The organism is Janibacter sp. RAF52, from assembly GCF_052114035.1.
Classification (GTDB): domain Bacteria; phylum Actinomycetota; class Actinomycetes; order Actinomycetales; family Dermatophilaceae; genus Janibacter; species Janibacter hoylei.
In genome coordinates, this window is the sequence record NZ_JBFRDY010000002.1 from 169,369 (window position 1) to 185,258 (window position 15,890).

Below are 15,890 nucleotides of genomic sequence, written 5' to 3' on the forward strand. Positions count from 1 at the left end.
GGCCTCTGGCGAAGGGGGTCAGCGCGCGGGGACGACCTGCGCCATGACCTGGTCGACGAGGTCGTCGGGCGCGGCGGTGAGGTCGAGCTCGAGGCCGTCCTCGTCGGGCTCGAGGTCCTCCAGGGTGTCGATCTGCGACTGGAGCAGCGAGGCGGGCATGAAGTGCCCCTTGCGCCCCGAGAGCCGCTCGGCGATGACCTCCGCCGAGCCGTCGAGGTGCGCGAAGACGACCCGGTGACCGGCCCCGAGGGCGGCGACGTCGGCGCGGAGCACGTCGCGGTAGACCCGCTTGAGCGCCGAGCAGGTGATGACGGTGTCCTCACCCCGCGCCGCGTGCTCGGCCATCCAGGCCGCGAGGTCGCGCAGCCACGGCCACCGGTCCTCGTCGGTGAGCGGGATCCCGTGCGACATCTTGTCGATGTTGGCCTGCGGGTGGAAGGCATCGGCCTCCGCGAAGACCCAGCCGGTCCGCTCGACGACGCCCTCGGCCACGGTGCTCTTGCCGCTGCCGGAGACGCCCATCGCGACGACGTGGACGCTCATCACAGCACCAGGCTCAGCGCGAAGGCGAGCACGAAGCCGATGCCACCGATGAGGGTCTCCATGACGGTCCACGTCTTGAGCGTCGTCTTTTCGTCCATGCCGAGGAAGCGGCCGACGAGCCAGAAGCCCGAGTCGTTGACGTGCGAGAGCACGGTGGCGCCACCGGCGATGGCGATGACGACGAGCACGAGATCGATCGAGGTCAGGCCCGACGAGGCCTCGATCGTCGGGGCCATGAGACCCGCGGCGGTCGTCAGCGCGACCGTGGCGCTGCCCTGGGCGACGCGCAGCGCCGCGGAGGCGACGAAGGCGGCGACGATGACCGGCAGCCCGGTGGACTCGAGGGTCTCGGCGAGCGCCCGGCCGATGCCGCTCGCGCGCAGCACACCACCGAACATCCCACCGGCACCGGTGATGAGGATGATGGCGCAGACGGGGGCGAGGGCGTCGTTCATGATCGTCTCGACGTCGGCCATCGAGCGGCGCCGCCAGCCGAGGACGACCATCGCGAAGAGCGTCGTGATGAGCAGGGCGATCGGCGTCTTGCCGATGATCCGCAGCGCGGCCACCCACGTCGCGTCACCGTCGACGACGCCCTGCGTCGCGAGGGTGTTGAGGCCGGTGTCGACGAAGATCAGCACCATCGGCAGCAGCAGCACGGCGAGGACCAGGCCGAAGGAGGGCAGGCGGGTCTCCCCCTTCGTCTCGGGGACGGGGCCACCGGAGAGCAGGTCCGGCACGTCGACCATGTAGCGGCTGCCGGCCCACACGCCGTAGAGGTAGGACGCGAGGAACCACGTCGGCAGGCCGACGAGGAGGCCGAAGACGAGGAGCAGGCCGATGTCGGCGCCGACGAGGTCGGCCGCGGCGACCGGGCCGGGGTGCGGCGGGACGAAGGCGTGCATGACGGCGAAGGCACCGGCGGCGGGGAGGGCATAGCGCAGGACCGACCCGCCGAAGCGTCGCGCGACGCTGAAGATGATCGGCAGCATGACGACGAGGCCGGCGTCGAAGAAGATCGGGAAGCCGAAGAGCAGCGAGGCCACACCCAGCGCGAAGGGAGCCCGGTCCTCGCCGAAGCGGGTGATGAGGGTGTCGGCGAGCACCTGGGCGCCGCCGGTCACCTCGAGCAGGCGACCGATCATCGCGCCGAGCCCGACGAGCAGCGCGACCGAGGCCAGGGTCGTCCCGAAGCCGTCGGTCAGGGTGGTCACGACGTCGGCGGGAGCGATCTTCGTCGCGAGGGCGGTGAGGAAGCTGACGAGCACCAGCGCGACGAAGGCGTGCACCTTGAAGCGGATGATGAGCAGGAGCAGCAGCGCCACGGCTGCCGCGGCGATCGCGAGCAGCGGGCCGGACCCGTAGGCGGGCTCGGGCACGGCATCCTCGACGAGAAACATCTTCGGTCCTCCGGGTGAACAAGGGAGTCGGGCGGGCGCCCAGCGGACTCACTGTGGCAAACGTATGCTTATTGTGCAAGCAATCGTCATCTCATTCCTTGGAGGAGCGCCATCACGCATGGGACAATCCGGCGCATGACGAGGACGCAGGGCGGGGGCCTGCACCACAGCGTGCTGACGCAGATCGGCGCCGACCTCACCTCGGGCACGCTCGCCGCCGGGGACGTCTGCTCGATGGAGCAGCTCGAGGGTCGCTACGGCGTCTCCCGCACCGTCGTGCGCGAGGTCGTCAAGGTGCTCGAGTCGCTCGGCGTCGTCACCTCACGTCGCCGCGTCGGGGTGACGATCCAGCCCGAGAGCGCCTGGGAGGCGCTGAGCCCGGTCATCATCCGCTGGCGCCTCGAGGGCCCGCAGCGCCTCGCCCAGCTGCGCGAGGTGAGCGAGCTGCGCCGCGGTGTCGAGCCGCAGGCCGCCAGGCTGGCCGCCCAGCGGGCGACCCCCGAGCAGGCCACCCGTCTGCGCGAGGCCGCCGAGGGGATGGCCGCCACCGGACCGGAGGGCGACCTGCAGGCCTACCTCGCCCACGACATCGTCTTCCACCAGACCCTGCTCGAGGCGTCGGGCAATGCACTGCTGTCGGGCTTCGCCCCCTTCGTCGCCGAGGCGCTCACCGGGCGGACGGAGCACGACCTCATGCCCGAGATCCCCGAGCAGGGCGCGATCGACTGGCACGCGGAGGTCGCCCGCGCGATCGCCGGCGGCCACCCTGACCTGGCGGAGGAGACGACCCGGCGGATCGTCACCGAGGCGCAGGACGCGATGGACGAGATCGACGCCGCCGGCTGACCTCGGTGGTCACTCGCCGTACTCGACGACCTCGTCGTCGTCGACGTCCGCCGCGTACCAGCGGTCCTCGACCGGCACCCGCCCGTCGGGATAGGTCAGGGCCAGCTCGGCCAGGGTCGGCCGCGGGGGCGTGCGGACCTCGTCGGGCAGCAGGTCGGTGATGGCGTCGAAGACCCGCTCCATGTCGCGCGGCACCGACCGGTACTTCAGCTCGACCGGCTCGCCGAAGGTCACCGTCACCTCCGGCCGGGTCAGCGGGTTGGTGAGCATCCGCGGCAGCTTGGCGCTGCGCGGCCAGACCTTTTCGGTCCCCGTGATGGCGAAGGGGATGACCGGCGCCTGGGTGAGGTGGGCCAGGCGGGCCGCCCCGGGGAAGCCGGTCATGCCGGGCTCGAAGAAGGGGATGCCGCGCGGGATCGTCCCCTCGGGCATCATCGCGACGAGCTCGCCGCCGCGGATGGCCCGCACCGCCGAGGCGAAGGCGTCGGGGCTGTCGGGGTCGTCCTGGTGCCGGTCGACGCTGATGCCGCCGCCGGCCCGGAAGACCGTGCCCAGGCCGGGCACGTCGAAGAGCTCCTTCTTGCCGAGGAAGCGCGCCGAGCGGGGTGTGCGGCGGAAGGCGACGGCCATCGCGACGAGGTCGAAGTAGGAGCGATGGTTGCCGACGAGGATCGCCGGCCCGGCGTCCGGGATGTGCTCGGTCCCGCGGACGGTGAACTTCGCGTACGGGAAGACCTCGGGTCGCGAGAGCAGGGCGATGGCACGCTGCAGCTCCACGCCGATGACCGGCAGCTTCATCACGCCGGGCGAGGTGTCGAAGTGCAGGACCGGCCAGCGCGCGGCGATGGCGAGGGCCTGCAGGCGCGGGTCGGGGTTGACCGCGCCGGGGTTGCCGACGGCCCGCAGCAGGGGCGCGTCGTAGATCGAGTCGGAGTAGGCGAAGGAGGCGTCCAGGTCGATGCCCTCCTCCTCCGCGAAGTCGCGGACGGCGGCGATCTTGCCCATCGACCACACGAAGTGCCCGTCGTTGCGCCCCGTGAAGCGCCCGTCGTCACCGACCTCGTAGCGGGTGGCGATGACGTAGTCGATGCCGAGCCGCTCAGCGAGCGGCAGGACGAGGTGCTCCGGCGTCGTCGTCGCGAGGACGACCGGGCGCCCGGCCTCGTGGTGCTCGTCGATGAGCATCCGGGCGAAGGGCCCGACCATCGGCTCGAGGACGTCGGCCGCGAGCTGCGCGGCGTCGTCGAAGGCGTCGGCCGGCTTGCCCTTGGCCACGAGGACCGCCTGGCGGGCGAGCGCGATCGACCCGAGGGACTCGCCGAGGAGGTTGAAGTAGCCGAAGAGGAGCGCCTCGCCGGGCATCCGGGCCGAGACGACCCCGGTCAGCCGCATGGCTGCGGACAGCGCCGGACCGGAGGCCTTGGGCAGCAGGGTGCGGTCGAGGTCGAAGAAGGCAGCACCGGTCATGTCGCGAGGCTATCGACGTGAGGAACTCACGGACACCCTCGCGACGTCTAACGTGGATCACATGAGCGATGACGCCAGCACCGTCCTGACGAGCACCCAGGTCGACGACCACGCTCCCCGCGGGTGGCGCGAGGTCGACGGCATGCTCCGGACCCGGCTGCGCACGGCCGGCTACACCGAGGCGGTGGAGCTGGTGACCCGGATCGCCGCGGCGGCCGACGAGGCGGACCACCACCCCGACATCGACCTGCGCTACAACTGGGTCGGCCTGCGCCTCGTCAGCCACGACGTCGGCGGCCTCACCGAGCGCGACATCGAGCTCGCGGGCGAGATCAGCCGGATCGCCGACGACCTCGGCGCGCAGGCCACCCCCGAGGTCGCCGTGTCGATGACCATCGGCATCGACACCGCCGACCCCGACGCGATCCGTCCCTTCTGGTCCGCCCTCACCGGGCACCGGCCAGGGAAGGGGGGCCCCGACGTCCTCCCGTCCCCGGACGGGCAGCTGCCGGAGATCTGGTTCCAGCAGAGCGAGCCCCGCGAGGGGCGCAACCGGCTGCACCTCGACGTCTACGTGCCCCACGACGAGGCCCTCGCCCGGGTCGAGGCGGCGGTCGCTGCCGGCGGCCGACTCGTGACGGACGACTTCGCCCCCTCGTGGTGGGTCCTCGCCGACGCGGACGGCAACGAGGCGTGCGTGTGCACGTGGCAGCACCAGCGCAACGACCCGCGACCGCGCCCCTGACGCAGGCAAGTCGTGAGAACCTGTGGGCGCGACCTCCCTCCGACACCGAGACGACGAAGACGACCCACATGACGCGTGCCGCCCGCCGCCTGGCCCCCATCGCCGCCCTCTCCCTCGCCCTGACGCTCGCCGCCTGCGGAGACTCCGACGACCCGCCGCCGACCGAGACCAGCGCATCCGCGAGCCCCCAGGGCGAAAGCGGCGAGGCCGGTGGGGAGGCGGAGCAGGAGGAGAGCCTCGACAAGCCGGAGCAGCAGCAGGTCGACTCGGCGACGGCCAAGGCGGCCCTGCCGACCGTCGAGGACATGCCGGGTGACGGGTGGGGCATCGACGTCTCGACCTTCAGCACCGACCCGCCGAAGTACGACCCGGCCGGCTGCGCCGCCGTCGAGCTCGACAACGACGAGGACCGGGCCTTCACGAAGGACCACCGCAAGGTCAAGGAAAACATCCGCTTCAGCCGCTCCAACGGCGACAACCTGGAGATCACGGCCGTCTACATCGACTCCTACGACGAGCCCTACCCGCTGTCGGTCTTCGATGCCGCCGGCGAGCAGGTGACCTCGTGCGAGAGCTACCGCTGGCAGCGGGGCAACGGCGACACCACCCGCCACGTGAAGCCGCTCAGCACGCCCGCGGTCGGCGACCGCGCCTTCGCCGTGCGCCTCACGAGCGACGGCAGCCCCGGCGCCACCGACCGTCTCTACGTGCGCAGCGGGCACAACGTGCTGACGATCATGGGCGAGGGCGACGACGACGGCTCGGACGGCACCCTGCTCGCCGACATCGCCCAGGACATCCTCGACGAGCTGAAGAAGACCCCATGACGACGCGGCGCGCCACCCCCTTCGCCCTCGCCTGCATCGCGGCCCTGGCCCTCACCGCCTGCGGCGGCGACGAGGAGTCACCGGCCTCGGGTGCCCCGACCGTGACCGTCACCGAGACGACCGAGGCCGCGGAGGCCCCGACCGCGCCGGAGCAGCAGGAGCTCACCGCGGCCCAGATCAGCGCCGCGCTCCCCCGCGAGGAGGACATGCCCTCCGGCTACGCGGAGCACCCCGATGGCTTCGACGCCGACTCGACCTCGGAGCGCAGCGCCGACCCCGAGTCGTGCATGGCCCTGTACATGTCGACCGAGGAGATGCGCACCTTCACCAAGGAGCACTCGACCCAGGGCGAGGGCGTGCGCTACCAGCGGCAGCAGCAGAAGGGCTATGCCCCGAGCATCGTCGTCGCCGTGTGGACCTTCGACGAGCCGTACCCGGCGAAGTTCTTCGACCAGGCCGGCTCGGCCCTGGCCGAGTGCGCCACCTACGACACCCGCTTCGAGCCCGAGGCCAACAGCGTGCGCAATGCCGCCACGGCGATCCCGACCCCCACGGTCGGCGACCAGAGCTTCGGTGTGCGCCTCGGCGACCCGCAGATGGACCTCGGCGTCGACTACCTGTGGGTGCGCAGCGGCCACAACCTCATCAGCGTGCGGATGACGACGACCTGGCGCATGGACAACGACCAGGACCTCGACACCTACGCGCAGGGCGTCATCGACGAGCTGAAGAAGACGCCGTGACCCTGCCTGCCCGACGCCTCGCACCGGCCCTGGCCGTCGTGGCGCTCGGCCTGTCGGCCTGCGGGGGCGACGAGCCCGCCCCCGCCCCCTCGAGCAGCACCCAGAGCAGCACCGGGAGCTCCGGCGAGGGCACGACGAGCAGCCCGGGCAGCTCGTCGTCGACGGCGTCGAGTCGCGCGCAGCGCGAGCTGACCCAGGCCGAGGTCGACGCCGCCCTGCCCGGCGAGGACGAGGGCCCCTACCCGGTCGACTCGGACGGGGTGACCTTCGCGAACGCAGGGAAGCTCAGGACCGAGCCCGCGGACTGCTCGGCGATCTACCTGGACTCGCCGGAGGCGCGAGCCTTCGCCGACGAGCACCGGACCGCCCGCGGCGGCATCCTCTACACCGAGCCGCGCGACCAGTTCTCCCCCCAGCTGTCCGTGCGCATCATCAGCCACGACGCGCCCTACCCGCAGGAGATCTTCGACGCGGCCGGCGCCGCCGTGGGCGAGTGCGCCACGCACGACAGGGCGCTCACCGAGGAGGACGCCCTCGGCGAGTGGGAGGCGACGAGCATCCCGACGCAGGCCATCGGCGACCAGGCCTTCGGCGTGCGCATCGGACGGCCGCAGTTCGACGCGGCCGTCGACTACCTGTGGGTGCGCAGCGGGCACAACCTCATCAACGTCCGCATGGTCTCGGGCTACTCGCAAGACAACGACACCCGACTCGGCACCTATGCGCAGGGCGTCCTCGACGCCCTCGACTGACCGCCCGCGCCCTACACTCGGGGCGGCGGACGAAGGGAGACACATGGGGCACCCCCGCACCGCAGCCCGCGGACTCGTGATGCTCGGCGCGCTCGCGCTCGTCGCAGGCTGCATCCCCACGCTCGCCGACGACGACCCCACCGGCGACCCGAGCACCGCCAAGGTCGGGGCCGGGCAGCTGACGGAGGAGCAGATCGCCTCGGTGCTCCCCGGCGAGGACGAGATCCCCGAAGGCTTCAGCCCGGAGACCGACGAGGGCGCCCCCTCCGACCCCGAGGCGACGGCCTACCCCGCCACCTGCCTCGACGTGCGCCTGGCCGGCACCGCCGGCAAGGAGCTGGGCACCCACCGCACGGCACGCCGCACCGCCAACTTCGTCGGCAGCGAGGGCGGCTACCTCAGCGTGACCGTCTCCAGCCACGACCAACCCGTCCCGGCGCAGCTCTTCGACGACGCCGGCGCCGCCGAGAGCCAGTGCGGCACCTTCCAGCTCATCGACAAGGAGGGCACGACGTCGTGGAAGCTCTCGCGCGTCGCCTTCCCCCAGCTGGGTGACCGCACCTACACGACCCGGGTCGAGGCCACGACGGAGGGCGACATCTTCCGTGGCGGGGTCATCCAGATCGCGGGCGTGTCCGTCGGCAACAACCTCGTCTACGTCGTCTACAGCGCCGGCCCCGCCTCGAGGTACGAGCCGACCGCCGTCGAGACCTTCGCCAAGACCACCGTCGACAACCTCGACGCGTTGTGAGCCTCCGCCGACCGGTCGCCCTGGCCGCCGCAGCATCCCTAGCCCTCGCCGGGTGCGGCCTGCGCGACCGGATCCAGCCGACGACGACGGGCACGTCGACGCCCGACCCGGGCAGCTCCCAGGGCAGCGAGGGCGAGGACCTCGGCACCCTCACCGGATCCGGTCGACCCCTGGACGAAGGGGGACTGCGCGCGGCCCTCCCTTCGGCCGACGAGGTGGGCGACGGCTGGGGAGAGGACCCCGTCACCACGGTCACCGAGACGCAGAGCGCCGACGTCACCCCGGCGACCTGCGCGCCCCTGCTGCAGAAGGGGCCGGGCTGGGACTCCGTCCGGGCCACGCAGCGGGCCCGGGTCCAGACCAACCTGCGACGCACCGACAACCCCCAGCCCCCGGGGACCGAGCGGCACCACATGGGGGTGTGGGCCTACTCCTTCGACGACCCCTACCCGTCGCAGCTCTTCGACGAGGCCGGGCAGACCATCACCGACTGCGCGGGCTTCGACGTCAAGCAGCGCGACACCGGCAACACGAGCAGCTACGAGGCCGAGCCGCTGGCCTTCCCCACCCTCGGTGACCGCACGCTCGCCATGCGGCTCACCGTGCGCCAGACGATGGAGACCTTCACCATCGACTTCGTCGTCATCAAGATCGGCCACAACACCGTCACCATCGCCAACGGCACCTACAACGGCACCCCCGACTCGCAGGTCACCGAGTCCGCGGCCCGCGCGGCGGTCGACGGACTGGAGCAGTCGTGAGCCGCCCCGCCAGCCCCCGCCGGATCACCGCCGGCCTCGCCGCAGCCCTCACCATCCCGCTCGCCGGGTGCATCCCGACGCTCGCCACGGACGACCCGAGCAGCTCGGCGACCTCGGCGACGCCCACGGGCGCCGGTCGCCCCGTCGACGAGGCCACCCTCGCCAGCGTCATGCCGGCCGCCACGGACCTTCACCCGGAGTGGCAGGACGACACCGACGGCTCCCCCACCTCGGAGGTCGAGAAGGAGGACTTCTCTCCCCCGTCGTGCGCGCGGACCGCCGCCGTCGGGCCCGAGTGGGAGGCGATGGACCAGCACGAGAGGGCCGAGGCCGACCACGACTACGCCCGCCCCCGCGGCACCTACGACACGGTGGACGAGTCGTTGGGCCTGAGCATCACCTCGTACGACCAGCCCTACCCCACCGACCTGCTCGACACCCGTGCCGAGGCCCTCGCCGACTGCCCGGAGTACCAGTTGGAGTCAGACGGCGAGTGGGTCCCCTATGAGGTGGAGCACCTGAGCTTCCCCACCCTCGGTGACCGCACCCTCGCCTACCGCCTCGTCGCGCGCTTCGAGCTCGGCGGGTCGGAGACCTGGTACGCGACGCTCGACGTGGTCACCGTCGTCGTCGGGCACAACCGCATCTCGGTCACCTCCACCGCCCTGAGCGGCACTCCCGACCCGGCGATCTCCGAGACGGCGGTCCGCTCCGTCATCGACGGTCTGGAGCAGCAGCCATGAGCCACCGCACCCGCACGGTCACCGCCGGGCTCGCCGCCGCCCTCGTCATCCCGCTCGCCGGGTGCATCCCGACGCTCGCCACGGACGACCCCAGCACGTCCCACCCTTCGTCCGGCACCGCGGCACCCACACCTCCGCAGCACGAGCGGGCCGGGCGCGAGCTGACCCAGGCCGACGCCGAGGCGGCCCTGCCCGACCTCCCGCAGGGAGCACAGGAGCGCTCGACCGAGGTCACCGCGAGCCACCGCAAGACCGACCCCGAGTCCTGCCTCGAGGTCCTGCGGATCGGGCCGACCTACGACGAGCTCGCCGAGAGCCGCGTCGCCTCGGCCAAGACGGCCTGGTACGTCCAGACCGACGGCGGACGCCAGATCAACGTCGGCATCGACTCCTTCCCCGACGAGATCGGCCCCGACCTGCTCGACCGGGCCGGCGCGGCGCTCGGCGAGTGCTCCTCCTTCAGCATGACGGGGCTGGGCGACACCGGTCACTTCGACGACCGTCTCTGGGCCGACGGTCGGCCCGCACCACCGCTCGGCGACCAGGGCTTCGCCGTCCGCGTCACCCAGCTGGCCCAGCAGGACCGCAAGACCGTACGGCTCTACAGCGACTACCTCGTCGTCAGGGCGGGCCACAACCTCGTCACGGTCACCGTGTCCCATTGGGACGAGAGCATGACCTTCCAGGTGCTGCAGGACCACGCGACGGCTGTGCTCGACGAGCTGGATCAGCAGTGACCGGGCTCGGTGCGCGAGCGGCTGCCCTGGCGGCCGCTGCGACCCTGCTCGCGGGATGCGTGCCTCCCTTCGCCGGTGACGAGACCCCATCCGGCGCACCTGCCAAGGACCCCGGCCGGCAGCTCACCCAGGCGGAGGTCGACGCCGCCCTGCCCGACCTACCCGCGAGCGCTGAGCCCGTCGAGGAGGAGGCCGAGGACCCCGACGACATCGAGCCGACCACCTCCCCCGCCGAGTGCCTCGCCGTCCGGCTCGACGGCCCCACCTTCGACGCCCTGCGGGAGGACAAGGTCGTCAGCGCGGAGCGCAGCTGGAGCTCGGACGAGCCCGCAGGCGCCGTCACCACCGCCCACGTCGCCTCCTACTCGCGACTGGTCGGCCCCGAGCCCCTCGACGCAGCCGGCGCCGCGACGGGTGGGTGCAGCGCGTTCACCTACTCCGGGCGCGACGCAAGCGGCGACTTCACCCTCCACATGGGGGCTGCACCGCGGACCGTCGACCCCGTGGGCGAGCAGACCTTCGCCGTCCGGATCACGGTCGAGGAGGTCATCGGCGGCGCCGACCGGCGCGTCCACATCGACCACCTCGCCGTCCGCTCCGGCCACAACCTCATCCTTCTCACCCGCACCCACTGGGACGACGACGCGACCCACGCAGACCTCGAGCAGTACGCCCGCGAGGCCCTCGACAACCTCGCAACATAGCCCGGCGCCACGCTCGGCGAGCTCCCCGCACCTAAGGTGGGCACGTGACCATCCGCGTAGCCCTCGAGCACCGCACGTCCTACGAGTTCGCCGAGCCGGTGCACGTCTACCCGCACACGATCCGGCTGCGGCCGGCGCCGCACTCGCGCACGCCGATCCCCAGCTACTCCCTGCGGATCGAGCCGGCCGGCCACTTCCTCAACTGGCAGCAGGACCCCTTCGGCAACTGGCTGGCCCGCGTCGTCTTCCCCGACAAGGTCTCCCGGCTCGAGATCACCGTCGACCTCACGGCGGACATGACGGTCATCAACCCCTTCGACTTCTTCGTCGAGGACTGGGCCGCGACCTTCCCCTTCGCCTACCCGCAGCAGGTCCGCGACGACCTCGCCCCCTACCTCCAGCCCGTCGACGACGCCGGCGAAGGGAGCGGACCCGCCCCCGAGGTCACCGCCTGGCTCGAGCGCGTGCTGCCGACTCTCCTCACCGCGCCGCGCGATGCCGCGCCGGGCGAGGGCACCCGCATCGTCGACTTCATCGTCGCCCTCAACCGGGCCGTGCGCGAGAGCGTCGACTACACCGTGCGGCTCGAGGCCGGCGTGCAGACACCGCAGCACACCCTCGAGCGCGGCATCGGCTCCTGCCGCGACAGCGCCTGGCTGCTCGTCTCCGCGCTCCGGCAGCTCGGGCTCGCGGCCCGCTTCGTCTCCGGCTACCTCGTGCAGCTGACCTCCGACCTGAGCGCCGTCGGCGACGACAGCCTCAATGGTCCGGTCGAGGACTTCACCGACCTGCACGCCTGGGCCGAGGTCTATGTCCCCGGCGCCGGGTGGATCGGGCTCGACGCGACCTCCGGCCTGCTCTGCGGCGAGGGGCACATCCCCCTCTCGTGCACCCCGCACCCCGCGTCGGCCGCCCCGATCAGCGGCGCGACCACCCCGACGCAGGTGACCTTCGACTTCGCCAACACGGTGACCCGCTTCGCCGAGGACCCCCGCGTCACCCATCCGGTGAGCGACGAGCAGTGGGCCGCGATCACCGCGCTGGGCGAGTCCGTCGACGACCTCCTGACGCAGGGCGACGTCCGCCTGACGATGGGCGGCGAGCCGACCTTCGTCGCGGCCGGCGGGACCAAGGACCCGCAGTGGCACACCGCCGCCGACGGCGACGAGAAGCGCGAGCTCGCCATGGCCCTGGCCCGCCGCCTCTCCGGGCCCGGCGCGCTGCGCCACCACGGCCAGGGCAAGTGGTACCCCGGCGAACCGCTGCCGCGCTGGCAGATCGGCCTCGCCGAGCGCGTGGACGGCGAGCCCCTGTGGCACGACCCCGACCTGCTCGACGACCCGTGGGGCCCCGTGCGTCAGGAGTCCGGGAGCAGCGCGGCCGCCGGTCTCGCGCGCGATCTGGTCGTCGGCGTCGCCCGCCGCCTCGGCGTACCCACCGAGCAGCTCGTCGCGGCGGTCGAGGACCCCCTCCAACAGCTCGTCCTCGAGGCCCGGCGCCCCACCGGCGAGGCCCCGACGCCCGGCGACCTCGCACCCGACGACGAGGCGGCCTCTGACGAGGCCGCCCGCGCCGCAGCCCTCGCCGAGATCGACACGCAGGTCGACCCCGACACCCCCGCGGCCTGGGTCCTGCCGATCTTCCCGGCGCCCGACGGCGAGGGCTGGGCCACGACGACCTGGCGCACCCGTCGCGGCTTCCTCGCCCTCGTGCCCGGTGACTCCCCCGCCGGGCTCCGGCTGCCCCTGTCCTCCCTCGCCTGGAGCGAGGGGCCCACGGTCCCCGAGCGGTCCCCCTTCGAGCCGCGCGGAGCGCTGCCCGCCCTCGACCCGAGCACGCTCCCGGACGTCGCCGTCGACCCGGCGCAGGTGCTACCGATCGACGAGTCGCCGCGGACCGCCCTCGTCGTGCAGCACCGCGACGGGCACCTCTTCGTCTTCCTGCCGCCCGTCGAGCGCTTCGAGGACGCGCTGCAGGTCGTCACGGCCGTCGAGGCTGCCGCCGCCGAGCTCGGGGTGCCCGTCGTCCTCGAGGGCTACCCCCTGCCCGGCGACGACCGCGTGCGCACGATGTCGGTGACGCCCGACCCGGGCGTCATCGAGGTCAACGTGTCGCCGACGAGCTCGTGGGGCGAGCTCGTCGGCCAGACCGAGTCGCTCTACGAGCACGCTCGCCAGATCCACCTGTCGACGGAGAAGTTCGACCTCGACGGCTCGCACACCGGCACCGGCGGAGGCAACCACCTCACCCTCGGTGGCACGACCGCCGCCGACAGCCCGATGCTGCGCCGCCCCGACCTGCTGCGCTCGCTCGTCACGTACTGGCAGCACCACCCCGCCCTGAGCTACCTGTTTTCGGGGCGCTTCATCGGGCCGACCTCACAGGCGCCACGCGTCGACGAAGGGCGCGCCGACACGCTCTACGAGCTCGAGATCGCCTTCGCCCAGCTCGAGCACGTCATCGCGATGGAGCACGACGTCGAGGCGATCACCGAGCCCCTCGACGAGGACCACCGCCCCAAGCGGCACACGCGCCCGTGGCTCGCCGATCGGCTGCTGCGCCACCTGCTGACCGACATCACGGGCAACACGCACCGCTCGGAGTTCTGCATCGACAAGCTCTTCGCGCCCGGCTCGGAGCGCGGCCGGCTCGGGCTGCTCGAGATGCGCGGCTTCGAGATGCCGCCCCACCCGCGGATGGCGCTGCTGCAGGCGCTCCTCGTGCGCGCCCTCGTCGCCCGCTTCTGGGCGGAGCCGTACACCGCACCCCTCGTCCACTGGGGAACCCGGCTGCACGACCGGTACCTCCTGCCGGCCTTCGTCGCCGCAGACCTGCGCGACGTGCTCGACGACGTCAACCGCTACCTCGAGAGGGCCGGGGCCGGCCGCATCGACCCAGCGTGGTTCGACGCCTTCCTCGAGTTCCGCTTCCCGCGGCTCGGCGACACCGTCGTCGGCGGCGTCGAGCTCGAGCTGCGCACCGCCATCGAACCCTGGCACGTACTCGGCGAAGAGGTCAGCCAGTACGGCACCGCCCGCTATGTCGACTCCTCCGTCGAAAAGGTCCAGCTCCGCGCCGTCGGCCTCGTCGAGGGGCGGCACGTCGTCACGTGCAATGGCGTGCCCGTGCCCATGGTCCCCGTGGCCGAGCAGGGCTGGGGCGGGCCCGTCGGGGCGAAGGGGAGCACCGGCGCCTTCGTCGGTGGCGTGCGCTACCGGGCCTGGGCTCCCCCGTCGGCCCTCCACCCGACGATCGGCGTGCACGGCCCGCTCGTCTTCGACCTCGTCGACAGGTGGTCGGGGCGCTCGCTCGGCGGCTTCACCTACCACGTGACCCACCCCGGCGGCGTCTCGTACGACACCTTCCCCGTCAACGCCGCCTCGGCCGAGTCGCGCCGCGCCGCGCGCTTCGTCACCGCGGGGCACACCCCCGGGCCGGTCGACGTCGCCGCGCTGCCCGACCCGATGCGGGGCTTCGGCCCGGCGGTCACCGACTTCCCCGTCACGCTCGACCTGCGCCGCTTCCCCGGCACGGACCGGCAGCCGGCGACGGAGGACGACTTCGCGACCCCGCCCCCGGAGGCCGTCGACGCGGGCATGCCGCCCACGGACGGCGAGCCGGTCGTCGAGATCACCGCAGAGGGGCCGGTCGCCGAGCGCTGACGAGCACGTCGGCTGCTGCTACTTTCGTCCCAACCATCGACCGGGGGGCCGTCATGAAGCATCCATTCATCCGCCGTCTCAGCGTCACCGCGGCAGCCGTCGTCACACTCGTCCTCGCCGGCTGCTCCGGTGACTCCGACGGGGGCGGGGGTGAGTCCGGTTCCTCCGGTGGCGGTGGCGAGGAGGAGTCGACCCAGGTCGTCAACGACGCCGGCGTCGAGGACATCGACCTCGACGACGCGGTGGCCACCCAGACGGTGAAGAACCCCGGCAGCGACATCGAGATCGAGCTGCGCGTCTTCCCGCTCGAGGTCGAGGGCAAGGTCCAGACGCTGCGCATCGCCGTGACCCCGAAGTTCGAGGGCGGCGACACGGTGAACCTCTACCGGATCTTCGCTCAGACCCCCTACAGCCCGCAGCTTGTCGACCGGGACAACCTCAAGGTCTACTCGGTCATCAGGGAGCTGAGCGACAGCTGGGCCATCGACGAGGTCAAGACCGACGCAGCCAGCGGGGAGACGATCATCGCCTGGTCGCAGCACGCCGCCCCCGAGGACGACGTCGACAGCTTCGACGTGCTGGTCAAGGACGGGTGGCCTGCCTTCACCGACGTGCCGGTCAAGCGATGAGCACGACTGCGTGGCTGCTCGCTGCGGCGGTCACCCTGGGAACCGGAGCAGCCAGCGATGGTCCCGATGACCTGCCCGAGCCCCGCCAGGAGCTGATCGATGAGTCCGTGCACACGTGGACGGACGAGCACATCGAGCGCTCCGTGCGCACCTGGTCCGTCGACGACTCCGTCCAGCCCCTCGTCGACACCGTCACGACCGGCAGCACGACGACGGTGACCTTGCTCAGCGACATCCTCTTCGACTTCGGTACCGCGAAGATCGACGCGACCGCGCGCACGGCCGTGGAGAAGTCCGCGCAGAGCATCCCGAAGGGGGCGAAGGTCACCGTCGAGGGCCACACGGACTCGATCGGCTCCCCCTCTGACAACCGCACGCTCTCGCTCCAGCGGGCCCAGGCCGTGGCCAAGGTGCTTGCCGACGAGCGCCCCGACCTGAAGCTCACGGTGCGGGGCCTCGGCGAGTCCCAGCCCGTCGCCGACAACACCTCTGGCGGCGAGGACAACCCGGCCGGCCGGGAGAAGAACCGGAGGGTGGAGATCTCGCACCGCTCGTAGGCCCGCGCCCCCTCCTCGCGCGA

Annotated in this window: 16 protein-coding genes; 13 read left to right on the forward strand and 3 right to left on the reverse strand. The window is 72.3% G+C overall.

What is annotated here, in order from left to right:
• Positions 1–18: 18 nt before the first annotated feature.
• On the reverse strand, positions 19–543 hold the full coding sequence (locus AB4Y78_RS03250; RefSeq protein WP_282070540.1) for a gluconokinase: 525 nt from the start codon (positions 541–543) through the stop codon (positions 19–21).
• Positions 543–1,943 carry a GntP family permease gene (locus AB4Y78_RS03255; RefSeq protein WP_441714226.1) on the reverse strand — a complete coding sequence of 467 codons (1,401 nt, stop codon included), beginning with the start codon at positions 1,941–1,943 and terminating at the stop codon, positions 543–545. The genes AB4Y78_RS03250 and AB4Y78_RS03255 overlap by 1 nt, the downstream gene beginning before the upstream one ends.
• Before the next feature lie 135 nt (positions 1,944–2,078).
• Here AB4Y78_RS03255 and AB4Y78_RS03260 point away from each other — a divergent pair, with 135 nt between their 5' ends.
• Positions 2,079–2,789 (forward strand): FadR/GntR family transcriptional regulator, encoded by a 711-nt coding sequence (locus AB4Y78_RS03260; protein WP_441714225.1) that lies wholly within the window; start codon positions 2,079–2,081, stop codon positions 2,787–2,789.
• Between the two features lie 9 nt (positions 2,790–2,798).
• On the opposite strand, the gene AB4Y78_RS03265 is transcribed toward AB4Y78_RS03260, so the two are convergent.
• The gene (locus AB4Y78_RS03265) at positions 2,799–4,256 is read right to left on the reverse strand and encodes an HAD-IB family hydrolase (RefSeq protein WP_441714223.1); all 1,458 of its coding nucleotides are present in this window, start codon (positions 4,254–4,256) and stop codon (positions 2,799–2,801) included.
• Between the two features lie 61 nt (positions 4,257–4,317).
• On the opposite strand from AB4Y78_RS03265, the gene AB4Y78_RS03270 reads away from it, so the two are divergent.
• From AB4Y78_RS03270 to AB4Y78_RS03325, 12 genes are all read left to right on the forward strand, one after another.
• Positions 4,318–5,001: a 4a-hydroxytetrahydrobiopterin dehydratase gene (locus AB4Y78_RS03270; RefSeq protein ID WP_441714221.1), complete on the forward strand. Its 684-nt coding sequence runs from the start codon at positions 4,318–4,320 to the stop codon at positions 4,999–5,001.
• A gap of 68 nt (positions 5,002–5,069) precedes the next feature.
• Entirely contained in the window at positions 5,070–5,828 is a 759-nt protein-coding gene (locus AB4Y78_RS03275) for a hypothetical protein (protein ID WP_441714219.1), read from the forward strand.
• A complete protein-coding gene (locus AB4Y78_RS03280) occupies positions 5,825–6,571 on the forward strand; it encodes a hypothetical protein (RefSeq protein WP_441714218.1) in 747 nt (248 codons plus the stop codon). Before AB4Y78_RS03275 ends, AB4Y78_RS03280 begins: the two co-directional genes overlap by 4 nt.
• Positions 6,568–7,323: a hypothetical protein gene (locus AB4Y78_RS03285; RefSeq protein ID WP_441714216.1), complete on the forward strand. Its 756-nt coding sequence runs from the start codon at positions 6,568–6,570 to the stop codon at positions 7,321–7,323. The genes AB4Y78_RS03280 and AB4Y78_RS03285 overlap by 4 nt, the downstream gene beginning before the upstream one ends.
• 43 nt (positions 7,324–7,366) lie before the next feature.
• Positions 7,367–8,074, forward strand: a complete 708-nt coding sequence (locus AB4Y78_RS03290) for a hypothetical protein (RefSeq protein ID WP_007926819.1) — start codon at positions 7,367–7,369, stop codon at positions 8,072–8,074.
• Positions 8,071–8,835 (forward strand): hypothetical protein, encoded by a 765-nt coding sequence (locus AB4Y78_RS03295; RefSeq protein WP_441714214.1) that lies wholly within the window; start codon positions 8,071–8,073, stop codon positions 8,833–8,835. Before AB4Y78_RS03290 ends, AB4Y78_RS03295 begins: the two co-directional genes overlap by 4 nt.
• Positions 8,832–9,578 carry a hypothetical protein gene (locus AB4Y78_RS03300; protein ID WP_441714212.1) on the forward strand — a complete coding sequence of 249 codons (747 nt, stop codon included), beginning with the start codon at positions 8,832–8,834 and terminating at the stop codon, positions 9,576–9,578. Before AB4Y78_RS03295 ends, AB4Y78_RS03300 begins: the two co-directional genes overlap by 4 nt.
• Positions 9,575–10,315, forward strand: coding sequence for a hypothetical protein (locus tag AB4Y78_RS03305; RefSeq protein WP_441714210.1), 741 nt, complete (start codon positions 9,575–9,577; stop codon positions 10,313–10,315). Before AB4Y78_RS03300 ends, AB4Y78_RS03305 begins: the two co-directional genes overlap by 4 nt.
• Positions 10,312–11,019 (forward strand): hypothetical protein, encoded by a 708-nt coding sequence (locus AB4Y78_RS03310; protein ID WP_441714208.1) that lies wholly within the window; start codon positions 10,312–10,314, stop codon positions 11,017–11,019. Before AB4Y78_RS03305 ends, AB4Y78_RS03310 begins: the two co-directional genes overlap by 4 nt.
• Before the next feature lie 44 nt (positions 11,020–11,063).
• Positions 11,064–14,681 carry a transglutaminase family protein gene (locus AB4Y78_RS03315; RefSeq protein WP_441714207.1) on the forward strand — a complete coding sequence of 1,206 codons (3,618 nt, stop codon included), beginning with the start codon at positions 11,064–11,066 and terminating at the stop codon, positions 14,679–14,681.
• A 53-nt stretch (positions 14,682–14,734) separates the two neighbouring features.
• Complete coding sequence (locus AB4Y78_RS03320) at positions 14,735–15,310, forward strand: hypothetical protein (RefSeq protein WP_441714205.1); 576 nt, start codon at positions 14,735–14,737, stop codon at positions 15,308–15,310.
• Positions 15,307–15,867: an OmpA family protein gene (locus AB4Y78_RS03325; protein WP_441714203.1), complete on the forward strand. Its 561-nt coding sequence runs from the start codon at positions 15,307–15,309 to the stop codon at positions 15,865–15,867. The genes AB4Y78_RS03320 and AB4Y78_RS03325 overlap by 4 nt, the downstream gene beginning before the upstream one ends.
• Positions 15,868–15,890 lie beyond the last annotated feature (23 nt).

Bases quoted from the DNA above. Each gene is read 5' to 3' on its own strand.
- AB4Y78_RS03250 (WP_282070540.1), bottom strand. From the start codon at position 543: ATGAGCGTCCACGTCGTCGCGATGGGCGTCTCCGGCAGCGGCAAGAGC.
- AB4Y78_RS03265 (WP_441714223.1), bottom strand. From the start codon at position 4,256: ATGACCGGTGCTGCCTTCTTCGACCTCGACCGCACCCTGCTGCCCAAG.
- AB4Y78_RS03305 (WP_441714210.1), top strand. From the start codon at position 9,575: ATGAGCCACCGCACCCGCACGGTCACCGCCGGGCTCGCCGCCGCCCTC.
- AB4Y78_RS03270 (WP_441714221.1), top strand. From the start codon at position 4,318: ATGAGCGATGACGCCAGCACCGTCCTGACGAGCACCCAGGTCGACGAC.
- AB4Y78_RS03260 (WP_441714225.1), top strand. From the start codon at position 2,079: ATGACGAGGACGCAGGGCGGGGGCCTGCACCACAGCGTGCTGACGCAG.
- AB4Y78_RS03255 (WP_441714226.1), bottom strand. From the start codon at position 1,943: ATGTTTCTCGTCGAGGATGCCGTGCCCGAGCCCGCCTACGGGTCCGGC.
- AB4Y78_RS03280 (WP_441714218.1), top strand. From the start codon at position 5,825: ATGACGACGCGGCGCGCCACCCCCTTCGCCCTCGCCTGCATCGCGGCC.
- AB4Y78_RS03320 (WP_441714205.1), top strand. From the start codon at position 14,735: ATGAAGCATCCATTCATCCGCCGTCTCAGCGTCACCGCGGCAGCCGTC.
- AB4Y78_RS03275 (WP_441714219.1), top strand. From the start codon at position 5,070: ATGACGCGTGCCGCCCGCCGCCTGGCCCCCATCGCCGCCCTCTCCCTC.
- AB4Y78_RS03290 (WP_007926819.1), top strand. From the start codon at position 7,367: ATGGGGCACCCCCGCACCGCAGCCCGCGGACTCGTGATGCTCGGCGCG.
- AB4Y78_RS03325 (WP_441714203.1), top strand. From the start codon at position 15,307: ATGAGCACGACTGCGTGGCTGCTCGCTGCGGCGGTCACCCTGGGAACC.